Here is a 15,409-nt window from a genome sequence, read left to right as displayed (position 1 = left end):
TCCTCAGGAACGGAAGACCGGGTCGGCGGGCAGCCGGCGCTGCTCGCCGGGGACCGGGGTGGCGTAGGTGTGGTCGAAGAGGGTGGACGGGTCGGGCGCCGGGCTCCGGTCGGCGAACGCGGCGGCGGCCTCGACCTCGGCCATGACCTCGGCCTCGACGGCGGCGCGGTCGGCCTCCGGCAGCACGCCGTCCTTCTCCAGGCGGGCGGCGAAGGCGGTGAGCGGATCCTGCTCGAGCAGCGCCTGCCGCTCCTCCTTGCTGCGGTAGCGGGCCGGGTCGACGACCGAGTGGCCGCGCAGCCGGGGGCTGACGGCCTCCAGCAGGTAGGGGCGGCTCTCGGTGCGGGCGCGCTCGACGGCGAGGCGGGCGGCGTCGCGGACGGCGAGCACGTCGGTGCCGTCGACCCGGGCGCTCTCCATGCGGTACGCGGCGCCGCGCCGGTACAGCTCGGGCTCGGCGGCGGACGCCTCGACGGTGGTGCCCATCCCCAGCCCGTTGTTGATCACGACGAAGACGGCGGGCAGGTCCCAGAGCGCGGCGATGTTCAGCGACTCGTGGAAGGCGCCGATGGCGGCGGTGCCGTCGCCCATCTGGCACATGACGACCTCGTCGCCGCCCTTGTACGACACCGCGAGCGCGGCGCCGGTGGCCAGCGGGAGCTGCCCGCCGACGATGCCGTACCCGCCCAGCAGCCGGGCCTCGGCGTCGAACAGGTGCATGGACCCGCCCCAGCCCTTGGACACCCCGGTGGAGCGGCCGTACAGCTCGGCCATCACGCGGTCGGCGGAGATGCCCTTGGCGAGGGCGTAGCCGTGCTCGCGGTAGTTGGTGAACAGGTAGTCGGTGGGGCGCAGCGCGGCCATCAGCCCGACGACGGTGGCCTCCTCGCCGAGGTTGAGGTGGCAGTAGCCGCCGATCTTGGCCTCGGTGTAGGCGCGGGCGGCGCGTTCCTCGAACCGGCGGATCAGCAGCATCAGCCGGTAGTGGGCGACCAGCTCGTCCCGGTCGGCGGGGGCCGCCTGCGCGGTGCCGGTGGCGGTTCGGCCGCCGGCCTTGGTCCGGGGACGGGTTGCCGCGCCCCGCGCTTTGGTGGTCTCGGCCATCGGCGTTCTCCTCAGGGCTCGGGAGCGCGCCGCGGGGTCGCCGCGGGACTCCACCCGATCATCATTGATCAATGATCGATCATATCTCCTCAAGGGTCAGTATGCACTGATCCGCACGTTACCGGCCGGTCACCGGGGCGATCCCTCCTGACCTCTACCATTGTGCGCGTGAACGTCTCCGCTCAACTGCTGCGCACCGGCCTGGCCGACCAGATCCGGGAGTTCATCGTCGAGGGGATCAGTTCGGGCCGCTGGGAGCCGGGCGAGCGCATCGTGGAGCGCCGGATCGCCACCGAGCTGGGCGTCAGCCAGGGCCCGGTCCGCGAGGCGCTGCGCCAGCTGGAGGCGCTGCGGCTGGTGGAGAGCCTGCCCAACCGCGGGGCCCGGGTGCGGGCGTTCACCGAGGAGGACCTGGGCGAGATCTTCCCCGTCCGGGCGGGCCTGGAGCGCACCGCCGCCGAGCTGGCGCTGCCCCGCCTGGCCGAGCGGGTGGACGCGCTGGAGCGGCACAACGCGCTGCTGGCCGAGGCCGCCGAGACCGGCGACCTGCACGCGCAGATGCGGCTGAGCATCGAGTTCCACCGCGAGGTGGTGGAGACGGCCGGCAACCGGCTGCTGATGTCGGTGTGGGAGTCGCTGGGCATCGAGTTGTGGACGACGCTGTCGCTGCGCCTGCACCAGACGGAGATCTACTCCAAGTCCGCCGAGCACGCCCTGCTGATCGAGGCGTTCCGCCGCCAGGACCCCGAGGCCCCGCGGATGCTGCACGACCACGTGATGAACTACGCCCCCTGAGCACCCCCGCGGTGATCCATTGTGTGATGGCTCACAGCGGTTTAGGCTGCACACGGCCGAGAAACTTTCGAAACGTTTCGACGGCCGCCGTTCCGCGGAGCCGAGGAGGGGCAGTGCTGGTCGCCGGGATCGATTCCTCGACGCAGTCGGTCAAGGTCCTGCTGTGCCGGGCGGAGGACGGGACGGTGGTCGACGCGGCCTCCGCGCCGCACCCCGACGGTACCGAATGCCATCCGCGGCACTGGTGGGACGCCCTGCAGCGGACACGTGACCTGCTGGAACGGGCCGACGCGGTGGCGGTGGCCGCCCAGCAGCACGGCATGGTCGCGCTGGACGAGGACGGCACCGTGGTCCGCCCCGCGCTGCTGTGGAACGACACCCGCTCCGCCCCGCAGGCCCGCGCGCTGGTGGAGGAGCTGGGCGGCGCCAAGACCTGGGCCGGGCGCGCCGGGAGCGTCCCGCTCGCCTCGTTCACCGTTTCCAAGCTGCGCTGGATGGCCGAGCACGAGCCGGAGAACGCCCGCCGCACCGCGACCGTCCTGCTGCCGCACGACTGGCTGACCCTGCGGCTGGGCGCGGCCGGGCCGGTCACCGACCGCGGCGACGCGTCCGGCACCGGCTACTGGTCGCCCGGCGACGGCCGCTACCTGCCGGAGTTCGTGCGGGCGGCGCTCGGGCACGAGCCGGTGCTGCCGCGCGTGGCGGGCCCCGCCGAGACGGTCGGCGAGACCCCGTGGGGCGGGCGGCTGGCGCCGGGCACCGGCGACAACATGGGCGCGGCGCTCGGCCTGGGCCTCGCGGAGGGCGACATGGTGGTGTCGATCGGCACCTCCGGCACCGTCTTCGCGGTCGCGCCGCGTCCGGCCGCCGACCCGTCCGGGCTGGTCGCCGGGTTCGCCGACGCGACCGGGCGCTACCTGCCGCTGGTCTGCACGCTGAACGCGGCGCGCGTGCTCACCTCGGCGGCCGCGCTGGTGGGCGCCGACCTGGACGGCCTGTCGGAGCTGGCGCTGGCCGCCGAGCCGGGCGCCGGGGGCCTGACCCTGCTGCCCTACCTGGACGGCGAGCGCACCCCCGACCGCCCGGACGCGACCGGGACGCTGGCCGGGCTGATCACGTCCAACGCCACCCGGGAGAACCTGGCCCGCGCGGCGGTCGAGGCGCTGCTGTGCTCGCTGGCCGACGCCGCCGGCCATCTGGTCGCGCAGGGCGCCCGGCCGCGCCGCACCCTGCTGATCGGGGGCGGGGCCCGGTCGGCCGCGGTCCGGGCACTGGCCCCCGCGATCCTGGGTACGCCGGTGACCGTGCCCGAACCCGCCGAGTACGTGGCGCTCGGCGCCGCCCGCCAGGCCGCGTGGGCGCTGGCGGGGACGCCCGCGCCGCCGGAGTGGCCGGCGCCGCCCGCCACCGAGCACACCGCCGGCACCGCCGCGGCCGCGGCGGTGGAGGAGATCCGCGGCCGGTACGCCCTGCTCCGGGACGCCGGGCGGCCGCGCGACACCACTGGAGGACAGGGATCGTGAGTGACGACCGTTTCACGCCGCGGCCGGAGGACCGGTTCTCGTTCGGCATCTGGACGGTGGGCTGGCAGGGGGTCGACGTGTTCGGCCCCGGCACCCGCCCGCCGATGCCCGCCGACCGCGCCGTGCGCAAGCTGGCCGAGCTGGGCGCCTACGGCGTGAACTTCCACGACAACGACGTGTTCGACTTCGACGCGACCGCCGCCGAGCGGGACGAGCGGGTCGGCGCGTTCCGCAAGGCGCTGGACGAGACCGGGCTGGTGGTGACGACCGCGACCACCAACCTGTTCTCGCATCCGGTGTTCAAGGACGGCGCGTTCACCGCCAACGACCGGGACGTGCGCCGGTTCGCGCTGCGCAAGGTGATGGACAACCTGGACCTGGCCGCCGAGCTGGGCGCCCGCACCTACGTGTGCTGGGGCGGCCGCGAGGGCGCCGAGTCGGGGGCGTCCAAGGACGTGCGGACGGCGTTGGACCGCTACAAGGAGGCGTTCGACACCCTGGCCTCCTACGTCGTCGACAAGGGCTACGACCTGCGGTTCGCGATCGAGCCCAAGCCGAACGAGCCGCGCGGCGACATCCTGCTGCCGACCGTCGGGCACGCGCTGGCGTTCATCGGCGCGCTGGAGCGTCCCGACCTGGTGGGCCTCAACCCCGAGGTCGGGCACGAGGAGATGGCCGGGCTCAACTACGCGCACGGCCTGGCGCAGGCGCTGTGGCACGGCAAGCTGTTCCACATCGACCTGAACGGCCAGAACGGCCCGCGCTACGACCAGGACCTGCGGTTCGGCGCGGGGAACGCGCGCGGCGCGTTCTGGGTGGTCGACCTGGTCGAGAACAGCGACTACGACGGCCCGGTCCACTTCGACTTCAAGCCGCCGCGCACCGAGGACGACGAGGGCGTGTGGGAATCGGCGCGCGGTTGCATGCGCAACTGGCTGATCCTGCGCGAGAAAGTGCGGGCGTTCCGCGCCGACCCCGAGGTGGGGGAGGCGCTGCGCGCGGCGCGGGTGGACGAGCTGGCCGTGCCGACCCTGGCCGAGGGCGAGGACTGGCGGGCGGTGCGCGACTTCACGCCCGACATCGAGGGGCTGGCCAAGCGCGGCGCGGCGTTCGAGCGCCTCGACCAGCTCGCCCTGGAGCATCTCTACGGCACCCGCTGACGGGCCCGCGGCCACGGGCGGCGGTCCGCCGTCCGTGGCCAAATGTGGGAGCGCTCCCATATAGCGTCGCAGGTCAGCGGCCCGCGCCGATTTTGATGCGGCCGGACGTATTGTGTCGCAGCTCACGTGCGGCATACGATCCCCGCACGATTGGCAGTCGAAGCGCTTCGATTGAGCGGGCCCTCGAGACCACCCCCCGGAGGAAACCCATGATCAAGGCACCCCGGAGCGCGGCGCTGGCGGCCGTGCTCGCCGCGGGATCCCTGGTGCTGGCCGCGTGCGGAGGCGGCGGCGAGTCCGACCCGAACGAGCTGCGCCTGTGGCACTACGAGGCCCCCGAGAGCGCGATGGGCGTGGCCTGGAGCCAGGCGATCGAGGAGTTCAAGAAGACCCACCCGGGCGTCACGGTGAAGTTCGAGGAGAAGGGCTTCGAGCAGATCCAGAAGACCGCGCCGATGGTGCTCAACTCCAAGGACGCCCCCGACGTCATGGAGTACAACAAGGGCAACGCCACCGCGGGCATGCTGTCGCGGCAGGGCCTCCTGGAGGACATGACCTCCGAGGTGACCAGGCGCGGCTGGGACAGGCTGCTCAGCCCCAACGTCCAGGTCACGGCCAAGTACAACGCCAAGGGCACGATGGGCGGCGACAAGTGGTTCGGCGTCCCCAACTACGCCGAGTACCTGCAGGTCTACTACAACAAGGACCTGTTCGAGCAGCACGGCGTCAAGGTGCCCGCCACCTACGCCGAACTGGTCGCCGCCATGGACGCCTTCGTCAAGAAGAACGTCGTCCCCCTGACCAACGCGGGCGCCGAGTACATGGCGCACCAGTTCGTCTACCAGCTCGCCCTGGACAGGGCCGACCGCCCCTGGGTGGACGCCTTCCAGCGCTACACGTCCAAGGCGAACCTCACCGACCCCGCCTGGACCTACGGAGCCGCCACGTTCGCCGACTGGGTGAAGAAGGGCTACGTCTCCAGGAGCTCGGTGGGCATCAAGGCCGAGGACGCCGGGGTCGCGTTCATGAGCGGCAAGTTCCCGATGATGTTCTCGGGCAGCTGGTGGTTCGGCCGCGTGGCCAAGGAGGCCAAGTTCGAGTGGGAGACCTCCGTGTGGCCCGGGGCCAAGCTGACCCCCGGCTCGGGCGGCAACCTGTGGGTCGTCCCCAAGGGGTCGAAGAACAAGAAGCTCGCCTACGACTTCATCGACATCACGATGAAGAAGCACATCCAGAACACGCTGGGCAACGCGGGCGGCATCCCGGTCGCGGCCGACGCCGCGGCCATCACCAACCCCAAGGCCAAGAAGCTCATCGAGGACTTCAACACCCTCGCCCGGAACAACTCCCTGGCCTACTACCCCGACTGGCCGGTGGCCGCGTTCTATGACAGGTGGGTCGCCGAGGTGCAGAAGCTCATGAACGGCTCGGCCACGCCCGCCCAGGCCCTCGGCGCCGTCCAGCGCGCCTACGACGACGGCCTGCCCAATTGACCTCCGCGCCTTCCAGGGAGGCGCGGCGGGAGCGGTTGGCGTACCTGCCGTACCTGGTCCCCGGCCTGGTCCTGTTCACCGGTGTCATCGGTGTGCCGTTCCTGATGAACGTCGGCACGAGCTTCACCGAGTGGAGCGGTGTCGGCACCCCCGAATGGGCCGGCCTGGCCAACTACCGGGAACTGGCGGGCGACGCGGAGTTCTGGTCCTCGTTCCGCAACAACGCGCTGGTCATCGTGGCGATGGCGATCGCGCCGACCGCGATCGGGCTGGTGCTGGCGGCGCTGCTGACCGACCTGGTGGACCGCCACTTCGGACCGCGTGCCGCCAGCTTCCTGCGCGCCTGCGTCTACCTGCCGCAGGTGCTGCCGATGGTCATCGCGGGCGTGGTGTGGAGCTGGCTGCTCAACCCCGACAGCGGCGCGGTGAACGAGGTGCTGCGCGCGCTCGGCCTGGACGCGCTGGCCCGCGACTGGCTCGGCGACCCCGGCACCGCGCTGTGGGCCGTGATGGCCGTCATGGTGTGGGTGCAGATCGGGTTCCCGCTGGTGGTGTTCATGTCCGGGCTGCAGCGCGTGGACCCGTCCCTGTACGAGGCCGCGGAGATCGACGGGGCCGGCTGGTGGCGGCGGTTCCGGCACGTCACCGTGCCGCAGATCCGGCCGGAGATCTTCGTGGTGCTGCTGTGGACGACCATCGCGTCCCTGAAGGTGTTCGCCCCGATCTACGTCCTCACCAAGGGCGGCCCCGGCGGCGCGACCAACGTGCCGTCCTACTACTCGTACCAGAACTTCTTCGACAAGACCGAGGTCGGCTACGGCTCGGCGATCACCACCGTGCTGACGCTGATCATCGTGGCGCTGACCGTGGTGTTCCTGCGCCTGCAGGGCCGGGGCCCCGAGGGGGAGCGATGACCACCGCCCTCACCGGATCGGCGACCGGCGCCCGCGCGAAGCGCGGCCGGGCGCGCCGGCGCCGCCGCGGCCCCTCCGCCTACCTGGTCCTGGCGGCGCTGCTCGTCCTGGCCGGGATCATGCTGGTCCCGTTCGGCGTGGTGGTGCTGAACGCGCTGAAGACGCCGCAGGAGTACTCCTCCAACGGCCCGCTGGCGCTGCCCGAAGGGTTCCATTTCGACGGCGTCACCGCGTTCTGGGAACGGGTCGGCTTCGGCCAGGTGCTGCTGAACAGCGCGCTCATCAGCGGTTCGGTGGCGGTCCTGGCGGTGCTGCTGTCGGTGCTGAACGCCTACGCGCTCGGCATCGGCCGGATCCGGGGCCGGATGTGGATCCTGGTGCTCCTGCTGCTGGCCAACACGCTGCCGCAGGAGGCGCTGGTCTACCCCCTGTACCACCTGTCCAAGCAGGTCGGCCTGTACGACACCCGGCTGGCCGTGATCATCGTGTTCACGGTGATTCAGAGTGCGTTCGGCACCTACCTGCTGGCGTCGGTGCTGTCGGCGTTCCCGCGCCCGCTGCTGGAGGCGGCGCGGATCGACGGGGCGAGCCGGTGGCAGGTGCTGTGGCGGGTGGTCGTCCCGGTGATCCGGCCGACCATGGCGGTGCTGGCGGTCTTCTTCTTCGTCTGGACCTGGAACGAGTTCCTCATCCCGCTGGTCTTCCTGGTGAGCAACGACAACCAGACCGTCTCGGTGGCGCTGGGCGTGCTGCAGGGGCAGCGGCTGATGGACGCCACCATGTCCAGCGCCGCCTCGCTGCTCGGGCTCCTGCCCACCGTGGTCTTCTTTCTCATCTTCCAGCGCACGCTGTCCCGCGGCCTCACGGCAGGAGCGATCAAGTAGATGAAGTTCAGTGATGGCTACTGGATGATGCGGGAGGGCGTGCGTGCCGTGCACCCGGTCGAGGTCCTCGACTGCACGGCGTCCCCCGGCGCCTCGCTGGTCGTCCACGCGCCCGTCCAGCGCGTCCGGCATCGCGGCGACCTGCTGAAGGGGCCGCTGGTCACGTTCGAGTGCTCGGCGCCGATGCCGGACGTCATCGGCGTGACGATCACCCACTTCGCCGGTGAGGAGCCGCGCGGCCCGGCGTTCGCGCTGGCCACCGACCCGCCCGCGGACGCCCTCGCGGAGGTGGCCGAGGACGCGGCCACCCTCACCTCGGGGGAGCTGACCGTGCGGTTCGCCCGCGGCGGCGAGTGGGCGGTGGACTTCCTGGCCGGGGGCCGCCGCCTGACCGGCACCCGGCCCAAGGCGACCGCGGTCATCGATACCGACGACGGCCGGCACTACGTCCGCGAGCAGCTCGACCTCGGCGTCGACCACTTTGTGTACGGGCTCGGCGAGCGGTTCGGGCCGCTGGTGAAGAACGGCCAGTCGGTGGACGTGTGGAACGCCGACGGCGGCACCGCCAGCGAGCAGGCGTACAAGAACGTGCCGTTCTTCCTCACCAACGCCGGCTACGGGGTGTTCGTCGACCATCCCGGGAAGGTGTCGTTCGAGGTCGCGTCGGAGGCGGTGGCGCGGGCGCAGTTCAGCGTCGAGGGCCAGTCGATGCGGTACTTCCTCATCTACGGGCCCACGCCCAAGGACATCCTGCGCAAGTACACGGCGCTGACGGGACGGCCCGCGCGCGTCCCGGACTGGTCGTTCGGGCTGTGGCTGTCCACCTCGTTCACCACCTCCTACGACGAGGAGACCGTTTCCTCGTTCATCGACGGGATGGCCGAGCGGGACCTGCCGCTGAGCGTGTTCCACTTCGACTGCTTCTGGATGCGCGAGTTCCAGTGGTGCGACTTCGAGTGGGACCCCCGGGTGTTCCCCGACCCGCCGGGGATGCTGCGCCGCCTCAAGGAGCGCGGCCTGCGGATCTCGGTGTGGATCAACCCCTACATCGCGCAGCGCTCGCCGCTCTTCGCCGAGGCGAAGGAGCGCGGCTACCTGCTCAGGCGCCCCAACGGCGACGTGTGGCAGTGGGACCTGTGGCAGCCGGGCCTGGCGGTGGTCGACTTCACCAACCCCGAGGCCCGCGAATGGTACGCGGCGAAACTGGACGCGCTGATGGAGATGGGCGTCGACTGCTTCAAGACCGACTTCGGGGAACGCATCCCCACCGACGTCGTCTACTTCGACGGCTCCGATCCTGAGCGCGCCCACAACTACTACACCTACCTCTATAACCAGACGGTCTTCGAGTTGCTGCGCAAGCGGCGCGGCGAGGGGGAGGCGGTCGTGTTCGCCCGTTCCGCCACCGTGGGCGGGCAGCGCTTCCCCGTCCACTGGGGCGGGGACTGTGAATCGACCTTCGAGGCCATGGGGGAGAGCCTGCGCGGGGGCCTCTCTCTGGGGATGTCGGGGTTCGGCTACTGGAGCCATGACATCGGCGGTTTCGAGGGGACGCCCGACGCGGGCCTGTTCAAGAGGTGGATCGCGTTCGGGTTGCTGTCGTCGCACAGCCGCCTGCACGGCAGCCACTCCTACCGGGTGCCGTGGCTGTTCGACGAGGAGTCGGTGGACGTCCTGCGGCACTTCACCCGCCTGAAGATGCGCCTGATGCCCTACATGGCGGGCGCGGCGCGGCAGGTGTACGAGGAGGGCCTGCCGATGATGCGGGCGATGGTCCTGAACTTCCCGGACGACCCCGCGTGCACCCATCTGGAACGCCAGTACATGCTGGGCGACGACCTGCTCATGGCCCCGGTCTTCTCTGCGGGCGACGAGATCGCCTACTACGTCCCCGACGGCGTGTGGACGCACTACCTCACCGGTGAGCGCGTGCACGGGGGCCGTTGGGTGCGGGAACGGCACGGCTACGGCAGCGTGCCGCTGCTGGTGCGGCCCGGCGCGGTCGTCCCCGAGGGCGCGGTCGAGGACCGGCCTGACTACGACCACGCGGAGGGCGTGACCCTGCGCGTGTACGAGCTGAGGGACGGCGCGGCCGCCACCACCCGGATCGGCGCGGCGTCGTTCACCACCTCCCGGAACGGCGCCGCGCTCACGGCCTCCGCCACGGGCGGGGGCGCGTGGAGCCTGCTGCTGGTCAACGTCGATCCGGCGGGTATCAGGGTCGACGGCGGCGCCGTGACCGGGCACGAACAGGGGGCCCTCGTCCGCGCCACCGCGAGAGAGGTCGTCGTCGACATGGAGGGGGCCGGCCGATGAGCCTGCCGGACGGTTTCCTGTGGGGCGCCGCCACCGCCGCGTACCAGATCGAGGGTGCGGCGGACGAGGACGGCCGCGCGCCCTCCATCTGGGACACCTTCAGCCGCACCCCGGGGAAGACGCTGAACGGCGACACCGGCGACGTGGCGACCGACCACTACCACCGCTGGCGCGAGGACGTCGCGGCCATGGCCGACCTGGGCATCTCGGCCTACCGCTTCTCCATCTCCTGGCCGCGCGTGATGCCGGGGGGCACGGTCAACCGGAAGGGCGTCGACTTCTATTCGCGGCTGGTGGACGCGCTGCTCGACAACGGGATCGCGCCCGTCGCCACCCTCTACCACTGGGACCTCCCGCAGGAGTTGGAGGACGCGGGCGGCTGGCCGGAGCGGTCGACGGCGTTCCGGTTCGCCGAGTACGCCGTCCAGATGGGGAAGGCCCTGGGCGACCGGGTGCACACCTGGACGACGCTGAACGAGCCGTGGTGCTCGGCGTTCCTCGGCTACGCCGCGGGGGTGCACGCGCCCGGCCGCACCGACCCGGTGGCCGCGCTCACCGCCGCCCACCACCTCAACCTCGCGCACGGCCTCGCCTCCCGCGCGCTGCGCGAGGAGGCCGTCCCGTCGGCCCTGCACTCGATCACGCTCAACCTGCACCACCTGCGCGGGGAGCCGGAGGCGGTGCGCCGCGTCGGCGCCGTCTCCAACCGGGTCTTCCTCGACCCGCTGACCGGCCGCGGCTACCCCGCCGACCTGCTGGACGACACGGCCGCGCTCACCGACTGGGCGTTCGTGCGGGACGGCGACGAGAAGACCGCGGCCGCGCCGCTGGACGTCCTGGGCGTCAACTACTACTCGCCCACCCTCGTCCGGACCTGGGACGGCGTGTCGCCCCGCGCCAACGCCGACGGGCACAAGCAGGGCGCCGCCACGCCGTTCGTGGGCTGCGAGGGGATCGACTTCCTCGACCAGCCCGGCCCGCACACGGCGATGGGCTGGCCGGTGGACGCGACCGGCCTGGAGGAGATGCTGCTGGGCCTGCGCCGCGACCGTCCCGGCCTGCCGCTGATGATCACCGAGAACGGTGCCGCGTTCGCCGACGAGCCCGGCCCCGACGGCCGGATCCGCGACCGCGACCGGATCGCCTACCTGCGCGACCACCTGGCGGCGATGCGCCGCGCGATCGAGGCGGGCGGGGTGGACGTGCGCGGCTACTTCGCCTGGTCGCTGCTCGACAACTTCGAATGGGCCTACGGTTACGACCGCCGCTTCGGGCTGATCCATGTCGACTACGCCACCGGGGAGCGCCGCTGGAAGGACAGCGCGCACTTCTACAAGGACGCGATCTCCCGCGGCGGCGACCCGCCGTGACCGCCGCGCCCGGGTTCGAGAAGGAAGTGGAGACACCTGGTGGTCAAGATCACTGATGTGGCCCGGCATGCCGGGGTCTCGCCCAGCACGGTCTCCTACGTGCTGAGCGGCAAGCGCTCGATCTCGCCGGAGACCCGCGAGCGCGTGCTGGCCAGCATCGCGGTCCTCGGCTACCGGCCGCACGCGGGCGCCCGCGCGCTGGCCAGCAGCCGGTCCAACGTGCTGGCGCTGATGGTCCCGCTGCGCAGCGGCATCCACGTCCCGGTGGTCATGCAGATCGCCGTCGCCGCGGTGGCCGAGGCCCGCCGGCACGACCACGACGTGCTGCTGCTCACCCAGGAGGAGGGCGTGGAGGGGCTGCGCCGGGTGGCCGACAGCGCGCTGGTGGACGCGCTGATCGTGATGGACGTCCAGATGCGCGACCCGCGGCTGCCGATGCTGCGCACGCTGGACCGGCCCAGCGTGCTGATCGGGTTCCCGGCCGAGGCCGCCGACCTCACCTGCATCGACCTGGACTTCCGGGCGGCGGGCCGGGCGTGCGCGGAGCGGCTGGCCGAGCTCGGGCACCGCCGGATCGCGCTGGTCGGCTCGCCGCCGGAGGTGTACGCGCGGCAGACCGGCTACGCGCAGCGGGTCGCCGAGGGGTTCCGCACGGCGGTGGAGCGGCGCGGCCTGGACGGCGAGGTGTACCCGTGCGAGTCCGGTGCCGAGGCCGCCCGCGCCCTGGTGGACCGGCTGCTGGCGGAGCGGCCTGGGCTCACCGGGGTCGTGGTGCACAACGAGCCGGTCATGGAGCCGCTGGTGCGGGCGTTCCGCGCGGCCGGGCGGCGGGTCCCCGAGGACCTGTCGGTGGTCGCGATCTGCCCGGAGGACCTGGCCGAGCGCGCCGATCCGCCGCTGACCTCGGTCGCCATCCCGGCCGATGAGGTGGGCCGCCGCTCGGTGGAACTGCTGATGGCCAAGCTCGGCGGCGCGCGGGTGCCCGCCGCCACGCTGCTGCCGCCCCGCCTCACGGCGCGCGCCAGCGACCGCCGGACGGCGTGAGACGTGCGGCGGCCGTGAACGCTCACGGCCGCCGCACGTCCCCTGACCGCCGTCAGCCGGCGAGGCGCCGGTGCAGCTCGCGCATCCGCTCGGTGAACTGCTCGACGGGCCCTTCCACGACCACGCCGGGCGCCACCTCCCGCGCCGGCAGCGCGACGACCGGCGACGCGGGCACGCCCCACTCCGCCCGCCACTCCGAGAGCCGGGCCGAGGAGACCGCGTACACGATCCGTCCCAGCCCCACCCAGCCGTGGGCGGCCGAGCACATCGGGCAGTGCTCGCCGGAGGTGTAGACGGTGGCGGCCGCCCGCTCGGCCTCGGTCATGTTCGCCGCCGCCCACCGGGCCAGCTCGAACTCCGGGTGCGCGGTCGGGTCGCCGGTCGAGGTGATCCGGTTGTGGTCCTCGGCCAGGACCGTCCCGTCCCCGCCGACCAGGACGGACCCGAACGGCTCCTCCCCGGCGTCGAGGGCCTGTTCCGCCAGTTCGGCGCACCGTTCCAGATGCCGGAGCGCAACCTCATCGATCATGAGCACCGTCCTACCACACGCCGCGGCGGTCAGAAGGCCGTCGTGAAGTGCGTGGTCGCGGACGGGACCGTCAGGACGGCGTCGAACGCCTCCGGGACGGGCGTCACCATCTCGGAGCTCTGGCTGCGGATGCCGCCGAGCAGAGCGTCCCCGTCCGCGGCGCGCGGGGCGTGCCGCAGACCGGTGAGCGTGATGGCGGAGCCCAGACCGGCGTCGAGGAGGGCGCCCTCGACGCTGCCCGGCCGGGCCGGGGCCGCGGCCGTGTCGACGAGCGAGAAGCCGACCTCGCCGCTCCCGTCGGGGTTCATCTCGGGGACGCTGTCGGCGGTGTGCGTCATGGCGATCGCCCGGTAGTCGCCGCCGAGCGCGCCGGCCAGGTAGTGGCCCATGACGTACCCGAACAGCTCGCCGTCGTAGTGGACGGCCGTCTTCTGGATGTGGTTGTTGTGGGCGGCCAGCACGACGCGCTCGCCCGGCTCCGCGCGGTCGAGATGCCAGAGCAGGCTGCCGGCCATGAAGTGGTCCCGCACGGAGGTGTCGAGCGGGAGGCCGGTGCCGGTGAAGACGCCGTTCAGGGCGCCGACCATGTAGTCGGCGTGCCAGGCCGCCTCGATCCGGCGCAGCGCGGTCTCGTAGCGCTCCCGGCCGCCGCGTTCGACGTAGCGCGGCTCGAGCGCGCGGGCGCGCAGGACGACGCGGCCCAGCGCCGCGGTCAGGGCGTCCTGGTCGGCGCGGTCGAGCCCGGCCCACACGGGCGCGGCCGCGGCCACCGATCCGCCGGCGAACCGGTCGGAGATCTCCAGGGCCCGCTCCACGAACGGGAGCGCGTCCGGGTCGACCTCCCGCAGGTAGCCGGCCACCGGCTCCAGCGCGGGACGCAGCGTCCCGCCCGCCTGCGGCACGTCGATCCCCAGGAACCGCAGCGGGCGGGCGGCGGTCGCGTTGTACCGGCGGAGCCAGCGCGCCAGCTCCCCGGTCACGCCGGAGGCGGTCGTGCCGCCGAGCGCGGCGAGGTCGTCCTCCCCGCCCTCGCCCCGCAGCCAGCGGTCGAGGGCCGGGCCCTCGGCGAAGCCGAACTCGAACGCCAGCGCGGTGAACCCGCAGCGTTCGGCGAGGAACCGCAGGAGGCGGCGGCGGGCGGTGGTGAACTCGCGGACGAAGTGGCAGCCCTCGCCCAGGGCGACGACGCGGGCGTCGCCGATGATGTCGCGCAGCGGCTCCAGGTCGTCCAGCGGCGCGTCGGGGTCCAGGGTGTCGAGGGTCGCGGCGTTCTCGCGGATCCAGCCGGCGAGGCGGGCGCGGTCGTGCTCGGGCATGACGGTGTTCTCGGGCATGACGAAATCGCTCCATGGTGAGACTGGTCGTTGTCACCGGGGGAGCGCGGCTGCGTGGTGTCGCGCGGCGCTCCTGGAGCGCGTCAGAGGAAGAGGCTGCCCACTGCCATGCGTCACACGCTACCAGCGTCGCGGCGGCGGTAGCCCGCGGTCAGCTGCGCCTCGGCGTCGTCGAGGTAGGACAGCAGCTCGCGCTCGGCGGCGCCGACCTCGCCGCGCGCCATCAGGTCGGCCAGCAGCCGGTTGCGGGCCAGGTACGGCTCGTGGAACTCGCGCGGCGAGCCCATCTCGTGGAACACCAGCCGCAGCTCGGCCAGCAGGTTGCGCATCGCCTCGTCCACCCGGGGGCTGCCGCACAGCGCACCGACCGCCTGGTGGAAGCGGATGTCGGCGGTGCCGACCTGCGGCCAGCGGCCGTCCCGGGCGGCGCGTTCGCCCTCGGCGACGGCGGCCTCGATCCGCTCCAGGGCCTCCGGCGGGGCGGCGGCGGCCTCCCGCACGCCCGCGCATTCCAGGATCCGCCGCACCCGGTAGACGTCGGCGAGGTCGTCCACGCTCAGCCGGCGGACGAACACGCCGCTGTTGAAGCGGTGCTCCAGCAGCCGTTCCTGCACCAGCAGCCGGAACGCCTCGCGCAGCGTGTTGCGCGAGACGCGGGCGGCGCTGCACAGCTCGGCCTCGGGAAGCCGCTCGCCGGGGGCGAGCAGGCCGTCGGTGATCTGCTCGCGCAGCAGCCCGGCGACGCGGGCGGCGGTGCTCGACCGGTCGAGCTCGCCGCGGGCCGCCTCGATTCTGCCGATCCAGGTCTCCTGCGCGGGCATCGGTCTCCCTTCACTCATGAAACATGACCGTCACATCAGAGTATCGCTCAATCCATCAATTCAAGGATTGCAGGATTGTTGAACAATCCTTACGCTGCTGGGAAGCGTACCCTCCACAAGAG

General features: G+C 72.5%; 13 protein-coding genes. 9 read left to right on the top strand and 4 right to left on the bottom strand.

Annotation, left to right across the window (positions count from 1 at the left end; genetic code table 11):
• Window positions 1-3: 3 nt before the first annotated feature.
• Window positions 4-1,104 (bottom strand): pyruvate dehydrogenase (acetyl-transferring) E1 component subunit alpha, encoded by a 1,101-nt coding sequence (pdhA, locus tag ACZ466_RS05790; protein WP_378284205.1) that lies wholly within the window; start codon window positions 1,102-1,104, stop codon window positions 4-6.
• Window positions 1,105-1,272: 168 nt separating this feature from the next.
• On the opposite strand from pdhA, the gene ACZ466_RS05785 reads away from it, so the two are divergent.
• The 9 genes from ACZ466_RS05785 (at window position 1,273) to ACZ466_RS05745 (ending at window position 12,603) form a co-directional block, all read left to right on the top strand.
• Window positions 1,273-1,899, top strand: coding sequence for a GntR family transcriptional regulator (locus ACZ466_RS05785; protein WP_378284204.1), 627 nt, complete (start codon window positions 1,273-1,275; stop codon window positions 1,897-1,899).
• 113 nt (window positions 1,900-2,012) lie between these two features.
• Complete coding sequence (gene xylB / locus ACZ466_RS05780) at window positions 2,013-3,422, top strand: xylulokinase (RefSeq protein ID WP_378284203.1); 1,410 nt, start codon at window positions 2,013-2,015, stop codon at window positions 3,420-3,422.
• Window positions 3,419-4,582, top strand: a complete 1,164-nt coding sequence (gene xylA, locus ACZ466_RS05775) for a xylose isomerase (RefSeq protein ID WP_378284202.1) — start codon at window positions 3,419-3,421, stop codon at window positions 4,580-4,582. Before xylB ends, xylA begins: the two co-directional genes overlap by 4 nt.
• 209 nt (window positions 4,583-4,791) lie before the next feature.
• Window positions 4,792-6,075 (top strand): ABC transporter substrate-binding protein, encoded by a 1,284-nt coding sequence (locus ACZ466_RS05770; protein WP_378284201.1) that lies wholly within the window; start codon window positions 4,792-4,794, stop codon window positions 6,073-6,075.
• Window positions 6,072-6,989, top strand: a complete 918-nt coding sequence (locus ACZ466_RS05765) for a carbohydrate ABC transporter permease (RefSeq protein ID WP_378284200.1) — start codon at window positions 6,072-6,074, stop codon at window positions 6,987-6,989. The genes ACZ466_RS05770 and ACZ466_RS05765 overlap by 4 nt, the downstream gene beginning before the upstream one ends.
• Window positions 6,986-7,873, top strand: a complete 888-nt coding sequence (locus ACZ466_RS05760; protein ID WP_378284199.1) for a carbohydrate ABC transporter permease — start codon at window positions 6,986-6,988, stop codon at window positions 7,871-7,873. The genes ACZ466_RS05765 and ACZ466_RS05760 overlap by 4 nt, the downstream gene beginning before the upstream one ends.
• Window positions 7,874-10,189 carry an alpha-xylosidase gene (gene yicI, locus ACZ466_RS05755; RefSeq protein WP_378284198.1) on the top strand — a complete coding sequence of 772 codons (2,316 nt, stop codon included), beginning with the start codon at window positions 7,874-7,876 and terminating at the stop codon, window positions 10,187-10,189. It begins immediately after the preceding gene.
• Window positions 10,186-11,559: a GH1 family beta-glucosidase gene (locus tag ACZ466_RS05750; RefSeq protein ID WP_378284197.1), complete on the top strand. Its 1,374-nt coding sequence runs from the start codon at window positions 10,186-10,188 to the stop codon at window positions 11,557-11,559. The genes yicI and ACZ466_RS05750 overlap by 4 nt, the downstream gene beginning before the upstream one ends.
• Before the next feature lie 36 nt (window positions 11,560-11,595).
• Window positions 11,596-12,603: a LacI family DNA-binding transcriptional regulator gene (locus tag ACZ466_RS05745; protein ID WP_378284296.1), complete on the top strand. Its 1,008-nt coding sequence runs from the start codon at window positions 11,596-11,598 to the stop codon at window positions 12,601-12,603.
• A 52-nt stretch (window positions 12,604-12,655) separates the two neighbouring features.
• On the opposite strand, the gene ACZ466_RS05740 is transcribed toward ACZ466_RS05745, so the two are convergent.
• The 3 genes from ACZ466_RS05740 to ACZ466_RS05730 form a co-directional block, all read right to left on the bottom strand.
• On the bottom strand, window positions 12,656-13,132 hold the full coding sequence (locus ACZ466_RS05740; RefSeq protein ID WP_378284196.1) for a nucleoside deaminase: 477 nt from the start codon (window positions 13,130-13,132) through the stop codon (window positions 12,656-12,658).
• A gap of 29 nt (window positions 13,133-13,161) precedes the next feature.
• Complete coding sequence (locus ACZ466_RS05735) at window positions 13,162-14,466, bottom strand: erythromycin esterase family protein (protein ID WP_378284195.1); 1,305 nt, start codon at window positions 14,464-14,466, stop codon at window positions 13,162-13,164.
• A gap of 113 nt (window positions 14,467-14,579) precedes the next feature.
• Entirely contained in the window at window positions 14,580-15,287 is a 708-nt protein-coding gene (locus ACZ466_RS05730) for a GntR family transcriptional regulator (RefSeq protein ID WP_378284194.1), read from the bottom strand.
• Between the last annotated feature and the right edge of the window lie 122 nt (window positions 15,288-15,409).

This window comes from Actinomadura rugatobispora (assembly GCF_055379765.1).
This window is presented reverse-complemented; position numbering and strand designations above follow the sequence as displayed.

What these genes read in the sequence shown, in the direction of transcription:
- pdhA (WP_378284205.1), bottom strand. Translation starts at nt 1,104, where the DNA reads ATGGCCGAGACCACCAAAGCGCGGGGCGCGGCAACCCGTCCCCGGACC.
- ACZ466_RS05770 (WP_378284201.1), top strand. Translation starts at nt 4,792, where the DNA reads ATGATCAAGGCACCCCGGAGCGCGGCGCTGGCGGCCGTGCTCGCCGCG.
- ACZ466_RS05760 (WP_378284199.1), top strand. Translation starts at nt 6,986, where the DNA reads ATGACCACCGCCCTCACCGGATCGGCGACCGGCGCCCGCGCGAAGCGC.
- yicI (WP_378284198.1), top strand. Translation starts at nt 7,874, where the DNA reads ATGAAGTTCAGTGATGGCTACTGGATGATGCGGGAGGGCGTGCGTGCC.
- ACZ466_RS05750 (WP_378284197.1), top strand. Translation starts at nt 10,186, where the DNA reads ATGAGCCTGCCGGACGGTTTCCTGTGGGGCGCCGCCACCGCCGCGTAC.
- ACZ466_RS05740 (WP_378284196.1), bottom strand. Translation starts at nt 13,132, where the DNA reads ATGATCGATGAGGTTGCGCTCCGGCATCTGGAACGGTGCGCCGAACTG.
- ACZ466_RS05735 (WP_378284195.1), bottom strand. Translation starts at nt 14,466, where the DNA reads ATGCCCGAGAACACCGTCATGCCCGAGCACGACCGCGCCCGCCTCGCC.
- ACZ466_RS05730 (WP_378284194.1), bottom strand. Translation starts at nt 15,287, where the DNA reads ATGCCCGCGCAGGAGACCTGGATCGGCAGAATCGAGGCGGCCCGCGGC.